The sequence below is a fragment of the Tsukamurella sp. PLM1 genome, from assembly GCF_023168325.1.
In the GTDB taxonomy this organism is placed as follows: Bacteria; Actinomycetota; Actinomycetes; order Mycobacteriales; family Mycobacteriaceae; genus Tsukamurella.
On the sequence record NZ_AP025688.1, the window covers coordinates 1,886,571 to 1,902,222 of the forward strand.

A 15,652-nucleotide genomic window follows, 5' to 3' on the forward strand; every position below is an offset into this window, starting at 1 on the left:
TCCGGGGGCCGCCGAACACCGGCAGGGCGGTCAGCTCCGCCTCGGTCGTGGGGTTCTTCGCGGCGGCGTTGACGATCGCGGCGTCGGGCAGGGTTCGTCCGGGCGCGACGTTGCGCTGCTCGGCCATCTCGTCCCGGGCCAGCCACAGTTCGCGGGCGCGGCCCAGTTGCCGGCGGGTGCGCAGCGCGCTGATCCCGGAGAGGCGCCGCCAAGGGTCGGGCTTCGGTGCCGGGTCGGGGCGGGTCCGCTCGTATTCGAACTCCTCCAGCGCCCAGTCGAGCTTGCCGGCCTCGCCGAGGCGTTCGTACGCCTCATCGCGCAGGTCCACGAGTACCTCCACGTCGAGCGCGGCGTAGTTGAGCCACTCGTGCGGCAGGGGACGGGTGCTCCAGTCGGCGGCGCCGTGGCCCTTGGCCAGCGCGTACCCGGTGAACTCCGACGTCATCGCCGCGAGGTTCACCCGCGGCTCGCCCAGCAGGCGCCCGGCGAGCTCCGTGTCGAACAGCTCGTCGCAGACGAACCCGTCGTCCCGCAGGCAGGGCAGGTCCTGGTCGGCGGCGTGCAGCACCCACTCGACGCCGCGCAGGGCGGCGATCACCGGGCCAGGCCCTCGGGCTCGAGGATCGGGTCGAGGAGGAACAGTCCGGACCCGGTCCGTTTGATCTGGATCAGGTAGGCCCGCGACGAGTAGGTGAAGCCGGAAGCGCGCTCGGTGTCGAGGGCGACGGGTCCGCTGCCGCGCCGCAGCGCCGCAGCGCATTCGGCGAACTGGTCGATCGTGGTGAGGGGTTCGGGGACGCCCTCCGTCGGTTCCGTGAGCGGGATTCCCGGGACCTGCTCCGGTACGGCCTTGGACACGCGCCGCGGCCTACGAGCCGAGGCGGGTGACACCCGCGGGCGGCAGGCCGGCCGCCATCTCCAACACCGAGCAGAACGCTTCGACGTGCCCCGACAGGTCCTCGCCGAGCGGCGTCCAGGACGCGCGCAGCTCCAGCTGGTGCGCGCGCGGGGCCCGCGATGTCGCCGTAGCGGACCGAGGCGGTGGCGGTGACGGTGCCGCCCAGCGCGGTCACCTCGGCCTCGCTCTGCGAGGGCATCGGTCAGCCAGCTCCACGCGACCTCGGGCAGGAGGGGATCGGACGCGAGCGACTCGTCGACCTCGGACTGCACGTAGGCCACGAGCCGCATCAGTCCGTTCCAGGCCTCGTGGCCGTGCGGGTCGTACAGCAGGATGAGGCGACCGAAGGTCTCACCGTCGGAGTACTCGGGGACCGGCTCGGTCTCGGCGGCGCGGACCTCGGCGCCGAGCGCGTAGCTGTAGGGGGCCAGCCGCTGCGGCGGCCGGATGCTGCCGATCTCGATCTCGGGCCGCACCGTCGCCGTGTGCAGCGACTCGACCGCGACCCGGAACGGCTCCGGGTCGCCGCCGCGCTGCGACGCGGAGCGGCCCGCCTCGTCGTCACCCGTACCTGGTTGGCTCACAAATCGTGACCGTAGCGCGTCCGGTGGTGCGTACCGGGGAGGCGCGCCGCAGGCAGCGGCCGTCCTGAGCGACCGACATGACATGATCGTTGACGATGAGTGATACAACCGAGCCGACCCGTGACGACGTCACCGCGTATCCGCTGCTCGCCGCCGCATCGGGACGGACGCCCTCCCGGCGCCCGGTGTGGTTCATGCGGCAGGCGGGGCGTTCGCTGCCCGAGTACCGCAAGGTGCGCGAGGGGATCGGCATGCTGCAGTCCTGCTTCCGGCCCGACTTGGTCTGCGAGATCACGCTGCAGCCGGTGCGGCGGCACCGCACCGATGCGGCGATCCTGTTCTCCGACATCGTGGTGCCGCTCAAGGCCGCCGGGATCGACCTGGACATCGTCAGCGGCATCGGGCCGGTGATCGAGCAGCCCGTCCGGGACGCCGCGGCGGTCGCCGCGATGCCGGCGCTCGTTCCCGAGCAGGTGGAGCCCGTCGCCGAGGCGGTGCGCATGCTGCGCGGCGAGCTGCCCGCGGGCGTCGCGCTGATCGGTTTCGCCGGTGCGCCGTTCACCCTCGCCTCGTACCTCGTCGAGGGGGGCCCGAGCCGCAACCACGAGCGCACCAAGGCGCTGATGTACTCGGACCCGCAGACCTGGCACGCGCTGCTCGACAAGCTGGCCGACATCGCGATCGTCTTCCTGCGCGCGCAGGCCGGCGCCGGAGCACAGGCGTTCCAGTTGTTCGACTCGTGGGCGGGTGCGCTGTCGCTCGTCGACTACCGCGAGTACGTCCAGCCGCATTCGGAGAAGGTGTTCGTGGCGCTGCGCGAGAGCGCGCCGGCCCTGCCCGCGTTCCACTTCGGCGTGGGCACCGGCGAACTGCTGGGGGCGATGGCGGACGCCGGCGCCGACGTCGTGGGCGTCGATTGGCGCACCCCGCTCGACGATGCCGCACGGCGCATCGGGGCCGGAAAGGCGCTGCAGGGCAACCTCGATCCGGCCGTGCTGATGGCCGATCAGGCCACCGTCGAGGCGCAGGTCCGGCGCGTGCTCGCCGACGCCGACGCCGCACGGGCGGCGGGGCCACGGGCCACGTCTTCAACCTCGGGCACGGTGTTCTCCCGGCGACGGACCCCGATGTCCTCACCCGCGTCGTCGACCTGGTGCACGACCTATGAGCAACGTCGCCGTCGTCGGGGCGGGAATCTCGGGTCTGGTGGCGGCGCTGCGCCTGCAGCAGGCGGGTGCCCGCGTCACCGTGTTCGAATCGGGCAACCGGGTCGGTGGGAAGCTGCGGTCGGAGACGATCGGCGGCGAGCGGCTCGACGTGGGCGCCGAGGCGTTCGTGCGCCGCCGCCCCGAGGTGCTGGCGCTCGCCGACGAGCTCGGCCTCGCCGATCAGGTGGTCGAGCCCGCGGGCCGGCGCCCGGCCCTGTTCGCCGACGGTGCCCTGCGCGGCGGCTTCGGCCGCACGCTGATGGGCATCCCTGCGGCGGCGGACGAGGTCCGGATCCCGTTGCGCTGGAACCCCGGTGCGGACGCATCGATCGGCGCACTGGTGCGCTCGCGGCTCGGCGACGAGGTGGTCGAGCGCAGCGTCGACCCGATGGTCTCGGGGGTGTTCGCGGCCCACGCCGACGACGTCTCGGTGCGCGCCGCGCTGCCGGCGCTGGCCGCGCGGCTCGACGCGGGAGCCGGAACCCTCGGGGAGGCCGTGCGCGACGCGCTCGGCGAGCCGAGCGACGGGCCGGTTTTCGGCGCGTTCCGCGGCGGTTACCAGCAACTGCTCGACGCGCTCGTCGAGCGGCTCGGCGACCGGATCATGCTGGGCGCACCGGTGCCCGAGGTGCGACCGGGCTGGAGCCTGCGCGGATCGCTGTTCGACGCCGTGGTGCTCGCGGTGCCCGCGCCGCAGGTCGGGCGTCTGCTGGGGCTCAACCTGCCGGAGCTGGGCGACGCGGTCGGCAAGATCCCGGCGGCCAGTTCCGCGCTCGTCACCCTGCGGCTGCCGGATGCGACGGAGCTGCCCGACCTCTCGGGCGTCCTGGTCGCGACCCGCGAGCAGGTCAGTGCGAAGGCGTTCACCCTGTCGGGCCGCAAGTGGGACCACCTGCCCGGCGGCACCGTCCGGCTCTCGTACGGGCGGCTCGGCGTGAGCCGCATCGTCGACGACCTCGACGCGGGCCTGATCGCCGCCGCCCGGGAGGACCTGTCGTTCGTGCTCGGTATCGACACCGAGCCGGAGGCCGTGCACGTCCAACGTTGGTACGAGGGCATTCCGGTGTATCTGCCGGGGCATCGCGCCACGCTCGACGCGATCGAGGCGGCCACACCGAAGGGACTGGCGCTGGCGGGCGCGTACTTCGACGGGGTCGGCGTCCCCGCGTGCATCGCCCGCGCGGAGGCCGCGGCCCAGCGCGTGCTCGCAGACCTGTCCTGAGTCGGTCCCGCGCGCGGGACTACGATCGAGACCATGGCCAGACTGGATTACGCAGAGCTCAATTCGACCGTCCGCTACCTGATGTTCTCGGTGTTCGCGATCACGCCGGGCGAACTGGGTGGCGACGAGGAGCGAGCGGCCGCGGCCACCGAGGCGGAGGCGTTCTTCGCGAAGATCCAGGAGGGCGACCTCGTGGTCCGCGGGGTGTACAACGTGGCGGGCATGCGGGCCGACGCAGATTTCATGATCTGGTGGCACGCCGAGAAGCTCGAGGATCTGCAGGCCGCGTACAACGAATTCCGTCGCGGCACGGCGCTGGGGCGGGCGAGCTCGGCCGTGTGGTCGAACTCGGCGCTGCATCGTCCCGCCGAGTTCAACAAGAGCCACATCCCCGCCTTCCTCGCGGGCGAGGAGCCGGGCGCGTACATCTGCGTGTACCCGTTCGTCCGCAGCCTCGAGTGGTACCTACTGCCCGACGACGAGCGCCGCCAGATGCTGGCCGACCACGGCCGCAAGGCGCGGACGTACCCCGACGTGCGGGCGAACACCGTGCCCGCGTTCGCGCTGGGCGACTACGAGTGGCTGCTCGCGTTCGAGGCGCCCGAGATGCACCGCATCGTGGACCTCATGCGCGACCTGCGGTACACCGAAGCCCGCCTGCACACCCGCGAGGAGACGCCCTTCTTCTCGGGTCCGCGAACGGACGTGCGCGCGCTCGTCACCGCCCTGCCGTGACGGCGGGCCGGGCGGGACTCACGCCTCGTCCGGCTCCAGCCGCATGGAGATCGAGTTGATGCAGTAGCGGAGGTCGGTGGGGGTGTCGTAGCCCTCGCCCTCGAAAACGTGCCCCAGGTGGCTGCCGCAGTTGGCGCAGAGCACCTCGACGCGGCGCATGCCGAGCGAGGTGTCCTCGCGCTCGATCACTTTGTCGCCGGCGAGCGGGGAGAAGAACGACGGCCACCCGCAGTGCGATTCGAACTTCGAGTCCGAGCGGAACAGCTCCTCGCCGCACGCCCGGCAGCGGTACACGCCGGCCGTCTTGGTGTCGGTGTACTCGCCCGTGAACGGGGCCTCGGTGCCGGCCTGCCGGAGGACGCGGAATTCGGGCGCCGTGAGGCGCTGCCGCCACTCCGAGTCGCTCAGGTGGAGTTTGGGTCTGGGCTCGCTCATGCCTTCCACGCTAGCCCCGGCCGCCCGACGGTGCCACAGCCCCGCTCCGGCGTCCGCCTCGTGGCGGCCGGGCTCGTCTTCGGGCGGTAGGGGTCGGTCGATGCCCTCGTCCAGACGGTTCTCGGCGCGGGCGTCGAAGTACCGGAACACGAGCACGCAGAACGGCACCACGATCAGCAGCGACCAGCCGAGCGTGCACTTGAGGTACGCCAGCGTCCGCCCGAACGCGGGCCACTTGCCCGACAGCCAGTTGTCGTAACTGAGGAAGCCGTACACGGCGACCCAGGACACCCAGTTGCCCAGCACCGAACTGCGGTAGACCACCGTCATCAGCATGGGGAACAGCAGCATCGAGTAGTAGCCCTGGCCCAGCGAGCCCACCAGCCACAGCGTGGTCAGCATGATGCCCGTGGCCGTCGCCATCCAGAGGAGCTCGTTGCTCTTGCTGTAGAAGCGCCACAGCAGGTAGACGGACACCGCGGCCATGATGACGACGCCCGCGCGGAGCAGCAGCGACAGCCAGTCCGGCAGGCCGAAGTACTGGGCGTTCCCCTGGATCGAGCTGTTGTAGTAGTCCCGTGCCTCCCCGAGGTAGGGCACGGTGCGCCGCAGGAAGTTGCCCGGATCGGCCGAGAGTGCGAACCCGAGCCCGAGCAGCGCGAACGGGATGCCGATGCCCGTGATGAGCGCCTTCCACTGCTTGTTGAGCAGGATGAACAGGAACAGCACCGCCAGCATGGGCGGCTTGACGGCGAGCGCGAGCCCGAGTGGGACGCCCGCCCAGAGGTCCTTCCGTTCGAGCAGCAGAGCCATCGTGACGACCAGCGCGAGCAGTACGAAGCAGTTGAAGTTCGTGTACACCAGTGTGCTGGTCACGGCCTCCGTCGCGACGGCGAAGAACAACACCGCGGGCGCCACGATCGAGTTCAACCCGTACCCGAACATCCGGATCATCACGTACAGCGCGACGAGCAGCGCCACGGTGCTCAGCCCCACGAAGATGTACCGCGACGTCTCGGGGTCGAAGTACCCGAACGGGGCCATGAGCAGCGTGCCCGACGGCGGGTACAGGTAGTGGGGGTCCACGGTGTCGTAGTTCTCGATGTACACCGGTTCGTGCCGCAGGAACCGCACGGCCGCGTCGTACACGGTGGTGAAGTCGTCCGTCTTGGCGCGATTGGGGACGAGGATGACCAGCCGCTGCAGCAGCGTGAGCAGGGCCAGGGGCCACAGGATGGCCTTGACCACGAGAGCGGGGTCGGACTTCATCCGGGCGAGAGCGACTGACGACACGGATGAACCGTACCGAACGCCGCGCGTCACGCCGGGCACGCCCGCGCTGATGGGGCGTCCACCTTGTCCAGATAGGGCACGATCGACTTCTGGATGCACGCCGACCGGACCACGGCACCGTCGCCCAGACCGGCCCAGGTGATGCTGGTGGGCTTGGCCCCGACGACGGTGAGCTGCCCGGTGAGCGTCTCGAGCGCGGACCGGGCGGTGAGCGGATCGGCGGCCGCGGTCGCGACCACGGAGGGCACGGACAGGTCCGTGAGCGCCGGCGGCGCGGGCATCGCCGGGAACGAACCGCAGACGGACATGTCCAGGGCGCTCGCCGCCCGAGCCGGTACTGCGGGCCCCATTTCTGTGCGGATGCCTTCACCTGGTCGGGGGAGGCCTTGGTGACCGCGTCGGAGCAGCGGCCCACGTACTGCCCGTCGCTGCCCAGCGCGTCGTCCGCGGTGCGCAGCACGCGCGCAGGGGTGCCGAGTCGCCGGTCCGGGCGCCCTGCAGGGCCGCCGCTAGGCGGGTGATGCGCGCGGCGCGGTCGCCCGGCCCGACGCCGAGGGTGACGGCGACGGCCCGTCGGACATCGGAGTCCGTGAAGGCACCCAGCCGGCCCGACGCGGCGCGGTCGATGACGTCGCGGACCGCGGCGGCGGGGTCCGCGCCCAGCGCACACGACGAGCCGCACTGCGCGGCGAACGCGTCGACGGTGTCCGACAGGCCCTTGGCCGCGTCCTCCGCCCGCTGGATCTCGGTGCCGTTGTAGCGGACGGGGGAGTCGAGGACCAGGCGCGCGACCTGCGCGGGGTGCTTCGCCGCGTAGGCGAGCGCCGTGGTCGAGCCGTCGCCGACGGCGAGCAGGCCCAGTGCGGGAACGTTCCATGCGGTGCGCAGCGCCTCGAGGTCGTCGGCCGCGCCGACGGCCGAGTACTCGGTGAGCGTCGCGGGGAACGCGTCGCCGCAGGCGGTGGCGGCCTCGCGGGCCGCGGCGCCGACCGCGGTGATCCGCGTGTCGAGGTCGCCGCTCGCGGTACCGACGCTGCGCATCGCGGCTCGTTGCGGGGCCGACCGGCAGGTGAGCCCGCCCGACGCGCCGATCCGCGGCGCTCGACCGCGACCACCGGCCGGTTCGCGAGCAGGGTGCGTCGCCCGATGCGAGGGTCGCGAGCGCGCGCTGCCCCGTGAACTCGGTCCCGCCGACCAGCACCAGGGGCGCCGCCCCGTCGGGCGTGCCGGGCACCTCGGCACGGGTGAGCGCGAGCTGCAGCGGGGATTCCGACTCACCGAGGTGCACCGTCAGGCTGGCGCATTGCAGGGTGGCGTTGCCGGCCGCGGGCGTGTCGTACTTGTCGGCGAGCCTGCCCGAGCAGTCCTGCCAGGGCAGGGGGTCCTTCTCGGGCGCCTTCCACGCGGGGCCCTTCGGCTGCGGGTTCTCGGGCGTCGACGGTGCGCGGCGGTCCTTCCCGAAGTCCGTCACGTAGTCCGGCGTGGGCGCCGGTATCGGGGCGCAGGCGGTCACGGCCGGGCGCTGGCCAGCACGCCGGCCAGGGCGGCGGCGAGGGGACGGAGACGCGGCATGCCGTTCACCCTAACGAGGCGCGGACGATTCCCAGGTCAGCGCCGCCAGCGTGTGTAGAGGTAGCCCTCGTCGTCGCCCAGGACGGGACCGCGCGTCCAGTGGGCCGTCGACAGGTCGGTGCCGCTCACGATGCGCCGGCCGGTGCCGCCGACGACCATCGGCGCGACGGTCAGGCACAGCTCGTCGATCAGGTCCTGCGCGAGGAGGGCGCCGAGCACGCCGGGGCCGCCCTCGGCCAGGACGCGCCGCAGGCCGCGCGTGTGCAGATCCTGCAGCACCTGCCGCAGGTCCACTGATTCGCCGTGTCCCGAGTACACCAGTGGCTCCCGGCCGTCGCCGGGATACAGTCGCGGTGTGCGGGCGACGTCGCCGCGGGTGACGATCGCGAGCGCGGGGTGGGCCGGGGTGCCGTAGTCCTCGTCGCGGACCGTCGCCGCCCCGACCAGGACCACATCGGCCTCGGCGCGCAGCGCACGGAACAGTCGGCGGTCGCCATCGCCGCCGAGCCCGCCGGAGCGCCCGGCCGCGGTCGCGCTGCCGTCCAGGGAGCTGATCATGTTGGCCCGCACGTACGGCCGCCCGTCCGCTTCGGGGTGCCGGTAGAGCTCCGCGAGCGCGTCGGGGTCGGTGGGGAGGGCGGCGATCATTCCGCGACCGTAGCGAAGATTTCGGCGCACGGCGGCCCGCCGCATATGATCAGCACTCATGACGCTGCATCTGAAGGATCGCAACCCGACGGTGACGCCGGAGCAGATGGTGGAGCAGCTCGTTCCGCCGGAGATGTTCAGCGAGGTGAGCTTCGACAGCTACATCCCGGATCCCAACGAACCGACGCAGGCGGCGGCGGTGCAGACGGGCCGCCGGTTCGTGGCGGACGTGATCAAGCTGACCAAGCAGCGCAACAAGAAGGGCCTGTTCGGGCGCAAGAGCACGCCGCCGCACGGCGTGGGCCTGTACCTCGACGGCGGGTTCGGCGTGGGCAAGACCCACCTGCTGGCGTCGATCTTCCACAGCGTCCCGTCGCCCAAGTCGTTCGGCACGTTCGTCGAGTACACGCACCTCGTGGGCGCGCTCGGCTTCAATCGCTGCGTGGAGTACCTCTCGGACCACAGTGTGCTGTGCATCGACGAGTTCGAGCTCGACGATCCGGGCGACACGATGGTCATGTCGCGGCTGCTCACGGAGCTCGCGGCGCGGGGCGTGTCGATCGTCGCCACCTCGAACACGCTGCCCGGCCAGCTCGGCGAGGGTCGGTTCGCGGCGCAGGACTTCCTGCGCGAGATCAACAAGCTCAGCTCGGTCTTCGAGTCGGTGCGCGTGGACGGCCCGGACTACCGTCACCGCGACCTGCCGCCCGCCCCGGATCCCCTGACCGACGACGAGCTCATCGCGATCGCGGAGGCCGACCCGACCGCCACGCTGGACACGTTCGACGCGCTGTCGGAGCACCTGTCCAAGCTGCACCCGTCGCGGTACAAGCAGCTGGTCGAGGGCATCTCCAAGGTGTGCATCAGCGGTGTGCACCCGGCCGACAACCAGACGGTGGCGCTGCGCATCGTGGTGCTCGCGGACCGGCTGTACGACGCCGGGATCCCCGTGCTGGTCTCGGGCGCGAAGCTGGACGAGATCTTCACGCCGGAGATGGTGGCCGGCGGCTACCGGAAGAAGTACCTGCGCGCCACGTCGCGCCTGCTCGCGCTGTCGCGCTTCGCGTCGGCGGACGCCGCCAAGTAGCGCCCCTGACGCACCGACACCCGCCCGGTGGTGTGTGGGCCGGGCGGGTGTCCAGGGTGAGGGTGCCGGAGAGTGAGACGGATCCCACTTCGCTGACAAGCTTGACTGTACGGTAATTCACAGTGACTTGCGACACCTTTCGGTATCGCAAGGTGCTGTGGCGAGTCGCGGCGGGTCGCGGGTCCGGTCAGCGGGTGAACCGGGCGATCGCGTCCGACGCCTCCTTGATCTTCGCGGCCGTCTCCGCGTCGTCACCGGAGCGCGCCGCGTCCACGACGCAGTGCCCCAGGTGGTCCTCCAGCAGGCCCAGGCCGACCGCTTGGAGCGCCTTCGTCATCGCCGACACCTGGGTGAGGATGTCGATGCAGTACTTCTCCTCCTCGACCATCCGCTGCAGCCCGCGGGCACGGCCCTCGATGCGCCGCAACCGCTTGAGGTACTCGTCCTTGTCGGACATGTAGCCGTGATGGTGCTCAGTGGTCTGCTCGGTCATGTGGATCATTGTCCCTTCTCGGGCGTGAATCCCCGCAGTCGCAGGCTGTTGCTCACCACGAAGACCGACGACAGGGCCATCGCGGCGCCCGCCAACATCGGGTTGAGCAGGCCGGCGGCGGCCAGCGGGAGTGCGGCCACGTTGTAGGCGAATGCCCAGAACAGGTTCGACCTGATGGTCCGGAGAGTGCGCCGCGAGAGCCGGATCGCGTCGACCACGGTCCGCAGGTCGCCGCTCACGAGCGTGAGGTCGGCCGCCTCGATCGCGGCGTCGGTTCCGGTGCCCATGGCGATGCCGAGGTCCGCGGTCGCGAGTGCGGCCGCGTCGTTGACCCCGTCGCCGACCATCGCCACTGTGGAGCCGTCGGCCTGCAAGCGGCGCACGGTCTCGACCTTCTGCTCCGGCAGTACGTCGGCGATGACCTCGTCGATGCCCACCCGGTCCGCGATGTACCGGGCGGCCCGCTCGTTGTCGCCGGTGACCATGATCGGCCGCAGCCCCAGTTCACGCAGCCGCGCTACCGCGCCGGTGGCGGAGGGCTTGACCTCGTCGCCCACGACCAGGACGCCGTGCACGGCACCGTTCCACCCGACCGCGACGGGGTCATCCCGCGCGCCTGGGCACCGTCGAACGCCGCGCGCAGGCCGGGCGGCAACGCGCCCACCAGGTCCGGGCGGCCCACCGTCACCGTCCGTCCGCCGACGGTGCCCCGGACGCCCCGGCCCGGCAGGTTCTCGAAGGCGTCGACGGGGGCGAGCTCTGCACGTTCGCGGGCGGCGTCGGCGATCGCTCGGGCGATGGGGTGCTCGGAGGCGTGCTCGAGGGCGCCGGCCGACGCGAGTACGTCGGTCTCGTCGACGCCGGGACCGGCGTGCAGGGCGTGCAGCCGCATGACACCGGTGGTCGCGGTGCCTGTCTTGTCCAGCAGCACGGTGTTCACGTGGCGGGTGGATTCGAGGACCTCCGGGCCCCGGATCAGGATGCCGAGCTGGGCACCCCGGCCGGTGCCGACGAGGAGCGCTGTGGGCGTGGCGAGTCCGAGTGCGCACGGGCAGGCGATGATGAGTACCGAGACGGCGGCGGTCAGCGCCGTCGACGTGGACGCGCCTGTGCCCAGCCAGAAGCCCAGTGTCGCGACGGCCAACGCGATCACGATCGGGACGAAGACCCCGGAGATCCGGTCCGCGAGGCGCTGCGCGCGGGACTTCCCCGCCTGCGCGTCCTCGATGAGGCGGCTCATCTGCGCGAGCCCGGTGTCGGCGCCGACGCGGATTGCGCGCACCACGAGCCGGCCGCCCGCGTTGATCGTCGCGCCGGTGACCGGATCGCCGGGGCGCACCTCGACCGGCACGGATTCACCGGTGAGCAACGCGGCGTCGATCGCGGACTGCCCGGCGACGACGACGCCGTCGGTCGCGATCTTCTCGCCCGGCCGGACCACGAACTCGTCGCCGACGGAGAGGCGGTCGATCGGCACGCGGGTCTCGACGCCGTCGCGCAGCACCGTCGCGTCCTTCGCGCCCAGGTCGAGCAGCGCGCGCAGCGCGGCGCCGGCGGTGCGCTTGCTCCGGGCCTCGAAGTAGCGGCCGGCCAGCAGGAACGTGGTGACCCCGGCGGCGGCCTCGAGGTAGATGTTCCCGGCACCGTCGGTGCGCTCGATCGCGAGGCGGAACGGGTGCGTCATCCCCGAGGTCCCAGCGGTGCCCCAGAACAGCGCGTACACCGACCACCCGAAGGCGGCGAGCGTGCCCATCGAGATCAACGTGTCCATGGTGGCCGCGCCGTGCCGCAGGTTCGCCCAGGCGGCGCGGTGGAAGGGATACCCGCCCCACACGACCACGGGTGCGGCCAATGCGAGCGAGAGCCATTGCCAGGAGCGGAACTGCAGCGCCGGGATCATGGCCATGGCGATCACGGGGATCGTGAGCGCGAGGCTGATCAGGAGGCGTTGCCGGAGCGCGTCGGCAGGGTCGCGTGGGTCGGCCGCCGGATCCGGGTGCGACGGTGCCGGCGCGTGCGCCGTGTAGCCCGCCCGCGCAACGGCGTCGACGAGGTGTTCTGTCGTGGTACCCGCGGGCGCGACGATGTGCGCCTTCTCGGTGGCGAAGTTGACGGTGGCGGTGACGCCGTCGAGCTTGCCCAGAGTGCGCTCGATCCGGTTCGCGCACGACGCGCAGGTCATCCCCTCGATCTCGAGATCCACCGCGACGGTGGGGGCGCATTCCGGCATACTGTCATGATACCCCCTGGGGTAATGGCGCCGAGTGCCGGTCAGATGGGCGAGATCGAGCGGCGCTTGTGCGGGACGCGGGGCGGGCGGCGTTTGACGCGCCGCAGCGCCTCGGCGAGCATCGGGCGGGTCGCGGAGGGCAGCACCACGTCGTCGATGCCGAAGCCGTCGGCGGCGAGCAGCGGGTCGACGTTGGCCTGGAACAGCGTGATCAGGTCGGAGCGGGCCTGCTGCGGGTCGGGCGCGCCCTCGTACTGCGAGCGGAATGCGAGGTCGACGGCGCTCTCGATGGGGATGGCGCAGATCTCGGCGGTCGGCCAGGCGAGGGAGAGGTCGGCCTGGATGCTGCGGCCGCCGCCCATCGCGATGTACGCCGCGCCGTAGGCCTTGCGCGTGACGATCACGAACCGCGGCACTGTGGCCGCGCCGAGCTCGTACCCGAGGCGGGCGCTACGGCGCACCAGATTCGTCTCCTCGGCGCCCGCGCCGACGAGGAACCCGGGCAGGTCGATGAGAATCAGCAGGGGGAGGCCGTAGGCGTCGCACACCGCGATGAAATGCGCGGCCTTCTCGCAGGCGTGGGCGTCGAGCGCGCCGGCGTGGAAGCGGGGCTGGTTCGCGATCACGCCCATCGGCCTGCCGTCGACGCGGATCAGCGCGGTCGCGATGTTCGGCGCGTGCTGTCGCTTGAGCTCGAAGACGGTGTCCAGGTCGGCGATGCCCTCGATCACCTCGAGCACGTCGTAGGCCTGCCGCATCGACGCGGGGATCATGGTGTCGAGGTCCGCAGCCGTGTCGCCGGGCGCGTACGGGCCGGCGGCGATCACCGGTTCGCCCGCGGCCGACGGCGGGAGATAGCTCAGGAACGCGCGGATCGCGTCGAGGGCCTCGCGCTCGTCCGCGGTCACCACGTCCACGACGCCGCGTTCGGCCTGGAGGTCTGCGCCGCCGATCTCGTCGTTGGTGAGGGTCTCGCCCGTGGCGGCCTGGACCAGGGGAGCGGACGAGATGCCGATCGTGCCCATGCCGCGCACGATGGTGACGAAGTCGCAACACGCCGAGATGTTCGCCGGCGCACCGAAACCCGGCCCCATCATCGCCGCCACGAGCGGGACGTGCCCGGACAGGTCCGCGAGCCGCAGGAGCAGCTGCGATCCCGGTGCGGCCAGGCGCGAGTCGAGCGCTTCCTGCATGCGGTGACCGCCGCCGTCCATGAGCATGATCAGCGGGATCTCGTCGAGCAGAGCGCGTTCCGCGCAGCGGTCGAGCTTCGCCATTCCGGTGGCGCCGTTGCTGCCGCCGAGCACGGTGAAATCGAACGCCGCGATCGCCGCGGGCCGTCCGTCGATGTACCCGATCCCGGTGACCACGCCGTCTCCGGGTGCGACCAGCGGCGCGGCGCCCTGCTGCGCCGGGCCCGGGCCGGCGAGGGCGCCGAACTCGTGGAACCCGCCGTTCGCCAGGACGGCGACGCGCTCGCGGGCGGTCATCTTGCCGCGCCTGTGCTGTTTGGCCACCTTCTCGGCCCGCGCCTCGTCGGAGACCGCCTGGTAAGCGGCGATGACGCGGTCGTTCAGGTCCTGTTCCGGCGTGGGTTCGCTCACCGTCGGAAGTTAGCAGGCGATCACTGCGTGGGTGGACACGTGGTGGACGAGTGGCCGGGGTTCGTCCATTCCCGCCGGTCCGCCGCCCGGCGGCGCGCCGCCCCGCCTACCCTTCAAGGATGAGCATCATGTTGGGTGGGCTGGTCCTGATCGTCGTGCTGGCGCTGGTCGCGGGACTGATCGCGGGGGTGGTGTTCCTGATCGTCTGGGCGACCAAGCGGAAGAACCCGACCGCGCCGCCGCCGTACCCGTATCCGCCGTCTCCGCCGCAGCAGGGCCAGTGGCCACCGCAGGGCGGGGATCCGGGGCCGCGGCGGGGCGCCTAGCCGGGCAGTGCATCTCCCGGGAAACCTAGGCACGGGTAGACCTCGGCGTGCATCATCTCGGCTCGCACGCACGGGTCGTCGGCAATGATTTCTTCAGCGCGCTCGGTGGGCACAGTCATGATCGCCGTCCCCGCAAGCTGCTCGTCGAGGATCGGGCACAGGATCACGATGACGCCGTCGGCGCGCAGTGAGACCATGCGCCGTTGGTGCTCCAGCTCGATGGCGTCGGCGCCGTCCTGAGCGCGCCGCGGGCCCCAGCGGAGGATCACCAGGCTGAACGGCTTCGCGGATTGCGCCAGGTCCTGGATCTGCTCGTTCGTCACCGTTGTGCTCATCATCTGCTCCAGGACGGATCAGTCGGTTCGGTCCGACTCACGGTACTGCCATCGGCTGCGGCGGGTGCTCCCTTCGGAGGTCACGCGGCTGCGCCTGCAGAAGTGGCGGAAGCCCCGGCCGCGTGCGCGACCGGGGCTTCTGGAGCGGATGACGGGATTCGAACCCGCGACCCTCACCTTGGCAAGGTGATGCGCTACCACTGCGCTACATCCGCCTGTCCCTGGGGACTCAATCAAAAACCCCCTGTCTCCAGGGGGTTCTCGATTGTGGTGCGCGATACTGGGATTGAACCAGTGACCTCTTCCGTGTCAGGGAAGCGCTCTCCCACTGAGCTAATCGCGCCTATTCAGGAAGTGGTGCTCAGCCGCTCCGTTGCGGAGTGGCTGAGCGTGTTGGAGGCGGCGACGGGAATCGAACCCGTGTGCACGGCTTTGCAGGCCGTTGCCTCACCACTCGGCCACACCGCCACGGTAAGCCCACTTCGAGCGGATGACGGGATTCGAACCCGCGACCCTCACCTTGGCAAGGTGATGCGCTACCACTGCGCTACATCCGCAACTCGTCCGGACCGGCGCTTTCGGCGCCTTTCCGGTGCGAGAGAGAACACTACGTGAACATCGCGCGCTCTGCCAAATCAGCAGGTCACCCCATGTTCGACGGCACAGTGGGTGTCGTGGTGACGCCACCTCGGCCTCGTCGGCTTACGGGTATGCACGGTAATCGCTGGTGGGGTACCCGATTACCCTTTCGCTCAGCGGTCGTGTTAGTGTTCTCTCTCGTTCGGCTCGCTGGTAACGGTGAATCGGACGCGATGTTCGGTCCTATGGCTCAGTGGGAGAGCGTCCCCTTCACACGGGGAAGGTCGCTGGTTCGATCCCAGCTAGGACCACCGAGAAACCGCCTGGCGACAGGCGGTTTTCCCCGTTTCGGGGCAGATTTGCGCCCGGTTCTGTCGACGGCGCGGCGCATGTGCGCAAGAGT

At 71.2% G+C, this 15,652-nt stretch carries 13 protein-coding genes, 5 tRNA genes and 4 pseudogenes; 7 read left to right on the plus strand and 15 right to left on the minus strand.

What is annotated here, in order from left to right; all coding sequences use genetic code 11:
- Positions 1 to 25 precede the first annotated feature (25 nt).
- The 3 genes and pseudogenes from MTP03_RS23605 to MTP03_RS09790 all read right to left on the minus strand — a co-directional run.
- Positions 26 to 598, minus strand: a pseudogene (locus MTP03_RS23605) (HRDC domain-containing protein); the annotation flags it as partial.
- On the minus strand, positions 595 to 891 hold the full coding sequence (locus tag MTP03_RS23610) for a hypothetical protein (protein ID WP_371820937.1): 297 nt from the start codon (positions 889 to 891) through the stop codon (positions 595 to 597). The pseudogene MTP03_RS23605 and the gene MTP03_RS23610, both read right to left, overlap by 4 nt.
- Positions 869 to 1,482 (minus strand): annotated as a pseudogene (locus tag MTP03_RS09790) (DUF3000 domain-containing protein). The gene MTP03_RS23610 and the pseudogene MTP03_RS09790 overlap by 23 nt, the downstream one beginning before the upstream one ends.
- A gap of 95 nt (positions 1,483 to 1,577) precedes the next feature.
- Between MTP03_RS09790 and hemE the strand changes: the two are divergent.
- From hemE to hemQ, 3 genes and pseudogenes are all read left to right on the plus strand, one after another.
- A pseudogene (gene hemE / locus MTP03_RS09795) lies at positions 1,578 to 2,650 on the plus strand (uroporphyrinogen decarboxylase).
- Positions 2,647 to 3,912, plus strand: a complete 1,266-nt coding sequence (gene hemG, locus MTP03_RS09800) for a protoporphyrinogen oxidase (RefSeq protein WP_248491760.1) — start codon at positions 2,647 to 2,649, stop codon at positions 3,910 to 3,912. The pseudogene hemE and the gene hemG overlap by 4 nt, the downstream one beginning before the upstream one ends.
- A gap of 33 nt (positions 3,913 to 3,945) precedes the next feature.
- Entirely contained in the window at positions 3,946 to 4,647 is a 702-nt protein-coding gene (hemQ, locus tag MTP03_RS09805) for a hydrogen peroxide-dependent heme synthase (RefSeq protein ID WP_248491761.1), read from the plus strand.
- Positions 4,648 to 4,665: 18 nt separating this feature from the next.
- On the opposite strand, the gene msrB is transcribed toward hemQ, so the two are convergent.
- The 3 genes from msrB to MTP03_RS09820 all read right to left on the minus strand — a co-directional run bounded on the left by msrB (position 4,666) and on the right by MTP03_RS09820 (position 7,416).
- Positions 4,666 to 6,375, minus strand: a complete 1,710-nt coding sequence (gene msrB / locus MTP03_RS09810) for a peptide-methionine (R)-S-oxide reductase MsrB (RefSeq protein ID WP_248491762.1) — start codon at positions 6,373 to 6,375, stop codon at positions 4,666 to 4,668.
- A gap of 26 nt (positions 6,376 to 6,401) precedes the next feature.
- On the minus strand, positions 6,402 to 6,656 hold the full coding sequence (locus MTP03_RS09815) for a hypothetical protein (RefSeq protein WP_248491763.1): 255 nt from the start codon (positions 6,654 to 6,656) through the stop codon (positions 6,402 to 6,404).
- A gap of 85 nt (positions 6,657 to 6,741) precedes the next feature.
- The gene (locus tag MTP03_RS09820) at positions 6,742 to 7,416 is read right to left on the minus strand and encodes an alpha/beta fold hydrolase (protein ID WP_248491764.1); all 675 of its coding nucleotides are present in this window, start codon (positions 7,414 to 7,416) and stop codon (positions 6,742 to 6,744) included.
- 269 nt (positions 7,417 to 7,685) lie between these two features.
- On the opposite strand from MTP03_RS09820, the gene MTP03_RS09825 reads away from it, so the two are divergent.
- Positions 7,686 to 7,850, plus strand: coding sequence for a hypothetical protein (locus tag MTP03_RS09825; protein ID WP_248491765.1), 165 nt, complete (start codon positions 7,686 to 7,688; stop codon positions 7,848 to 7,850).
- A 133-nt stretch (positions 7,851 to 7,983) separates the two neighbouring features.
- Here the strand turns inward: MTP03_RS09825 and MTP03_RS09830 are convergent, their stop codons facing one another.
- Positions 7,984 to 8,595, minus strand: coding sequence for a dihydrofolate reductase family protein (locus MTP03_RS09830; protein ID WP_248491766.1), 612 nt, complete (start codon positions 8,593 to 8,595; stop codon positions 7,984 to 7,986).
- A 58-nt stretch (positions 8,596 to 8,653) separates the two neighbouring features.
- Here MTP03_RS09830 and zapE point away from each other — a divergent pair, with 58 nt between their 5' ends.
- Complete coding sequence (gene zapE / locus MTP03_RS09835) at positions 8,654 to 9,682, plus strand: cell division protein ZapE (protein WP_248491767.1); 1,029 nt, start codon at positions 8,654 to 8,656, stop codon at positions 9,680 to 9,682.
- Between the two features lie 187 nt (positions 9,683 to 9,869).
- Here the strand turns inward: zapE and MTP03_RS09840 are convergent, their stop codons facing one another.
- The 3 genes and pseudogenes from MTP03_RS09840 to MTP03_RS09850 form a co-directional block, all read right to left on the minus strand.
- Positions 9,870 to 10,175: a metal-sensitive transcriptional regulator gene (locus tag MTP03_RS09840; protein ID WP_305852792.1), complete on the minus strand. Its 306-nt coding sequence runs from the start codon at positions 10,173 to 10,175 to the stop codon at positions 9,870 to 9,872.
- 5 nt (positions 10,176 to 10,180) lie between these two features.
- Positions 10,181 to 12,405: pseudogene (locus tag MTP03_RS09845) on the minus strand (heavy metal translocating P-type ATPase).
- A gap of 41 nt (positions 12,406 to 12,446) precedes the next feature.
- Complete coding sequence (locus MTP03_RS09850) at positions 12,447 to 14,009, minus strand: acyl-CoA carboxylase subunit beta (protein WP_248491768.1); 1,563 nt, start codon at positions 14,007 to 14,009, stop codon at positions 12,447 to 12,449.
- 119 nt (positions 14,010 to 14,128) lie between these two features.
- Here MTP03_RS09850 and MTP03_RS09855 point away from each other — a divergent pair, with 119 nt between their 5' ends.
- Positions 14,129 to 14,335 carry a hypothetical protein gene (locus tag MTP03_RS09855; RefSeq protein ID WP_248491769.1) on the plus strand — a complete coding sequence of 69 codons (207 nt, stop codon included), beginning with the start codon at positions 14,129 to 14,131 and terminating at the stop codon, positions 14,333 to 14,335.
- On the opposite strand, the gene MTP03_RS09860 is transcribed toward MTP03_RS09855, so the two are convergent.
- The 5 genes from MTP03_RS09860 to MTP03_RS09880 all read right to left on the minus strand — a co-directional run bounded on the left by MTP03_RS09860 (position 14,332) and on the right by MTP03_RS09880 (position 15,227).
- A complete protein-coding gene (locus tag MTP03_RS09860) occupies positions 14,332 to 14,658 on the minus strand; it encodes a hypothetical protein (protein WP_248491770.1) in 327 nt (108 codons plus the stop codon). The genes MTP03_RS09855 and MTP03_RS09860 overlap by 4 nt on opposite strands.
- A 152-nt stretch (positions 14,659 to 14,810) precedes the next feature.
- Positions 14,811 to 14,885: transfer RNA gene (locus tag MTP03_RS09865), tRNA-Gly, on the minus strand.
- A 53-nt stretch (positions 14,886 to 14,938) separates the two neighbouring features.
- A tRNA-Val gene (locus MTP03_RS09870) sits at positions 14,939 to 15,013 on the minus strand.
- 51 nt (positions 15,014 to 15,064) lie between these two features.
- Positions 15,065 to 15,138: transfer RNA gene (locus MTP03_RS09875), tRNA-Cys, on the minus strand.
- Positions 15,139 to 15,155: 17 nt separating this feature from the next.
- Positions 15,156 to 15,227 (minus strand) — tRNA-Gly (locus MTP03_RS09880).
- A gap of 261 nt (positions 15,228 to 15,488) precedes the next feature.
- Between MTP03_RS09880 and MTP03_RS09885 the strand changes: the two genes are divergently transcribed.
- Positions 15,489 to 15,560: transfer RNA gene (locus MTP03_RS09885), tRNA-Val, on the plus strand.
- Positions 15,561 to 15,652 lie beyond the last annotated feature (92 nt).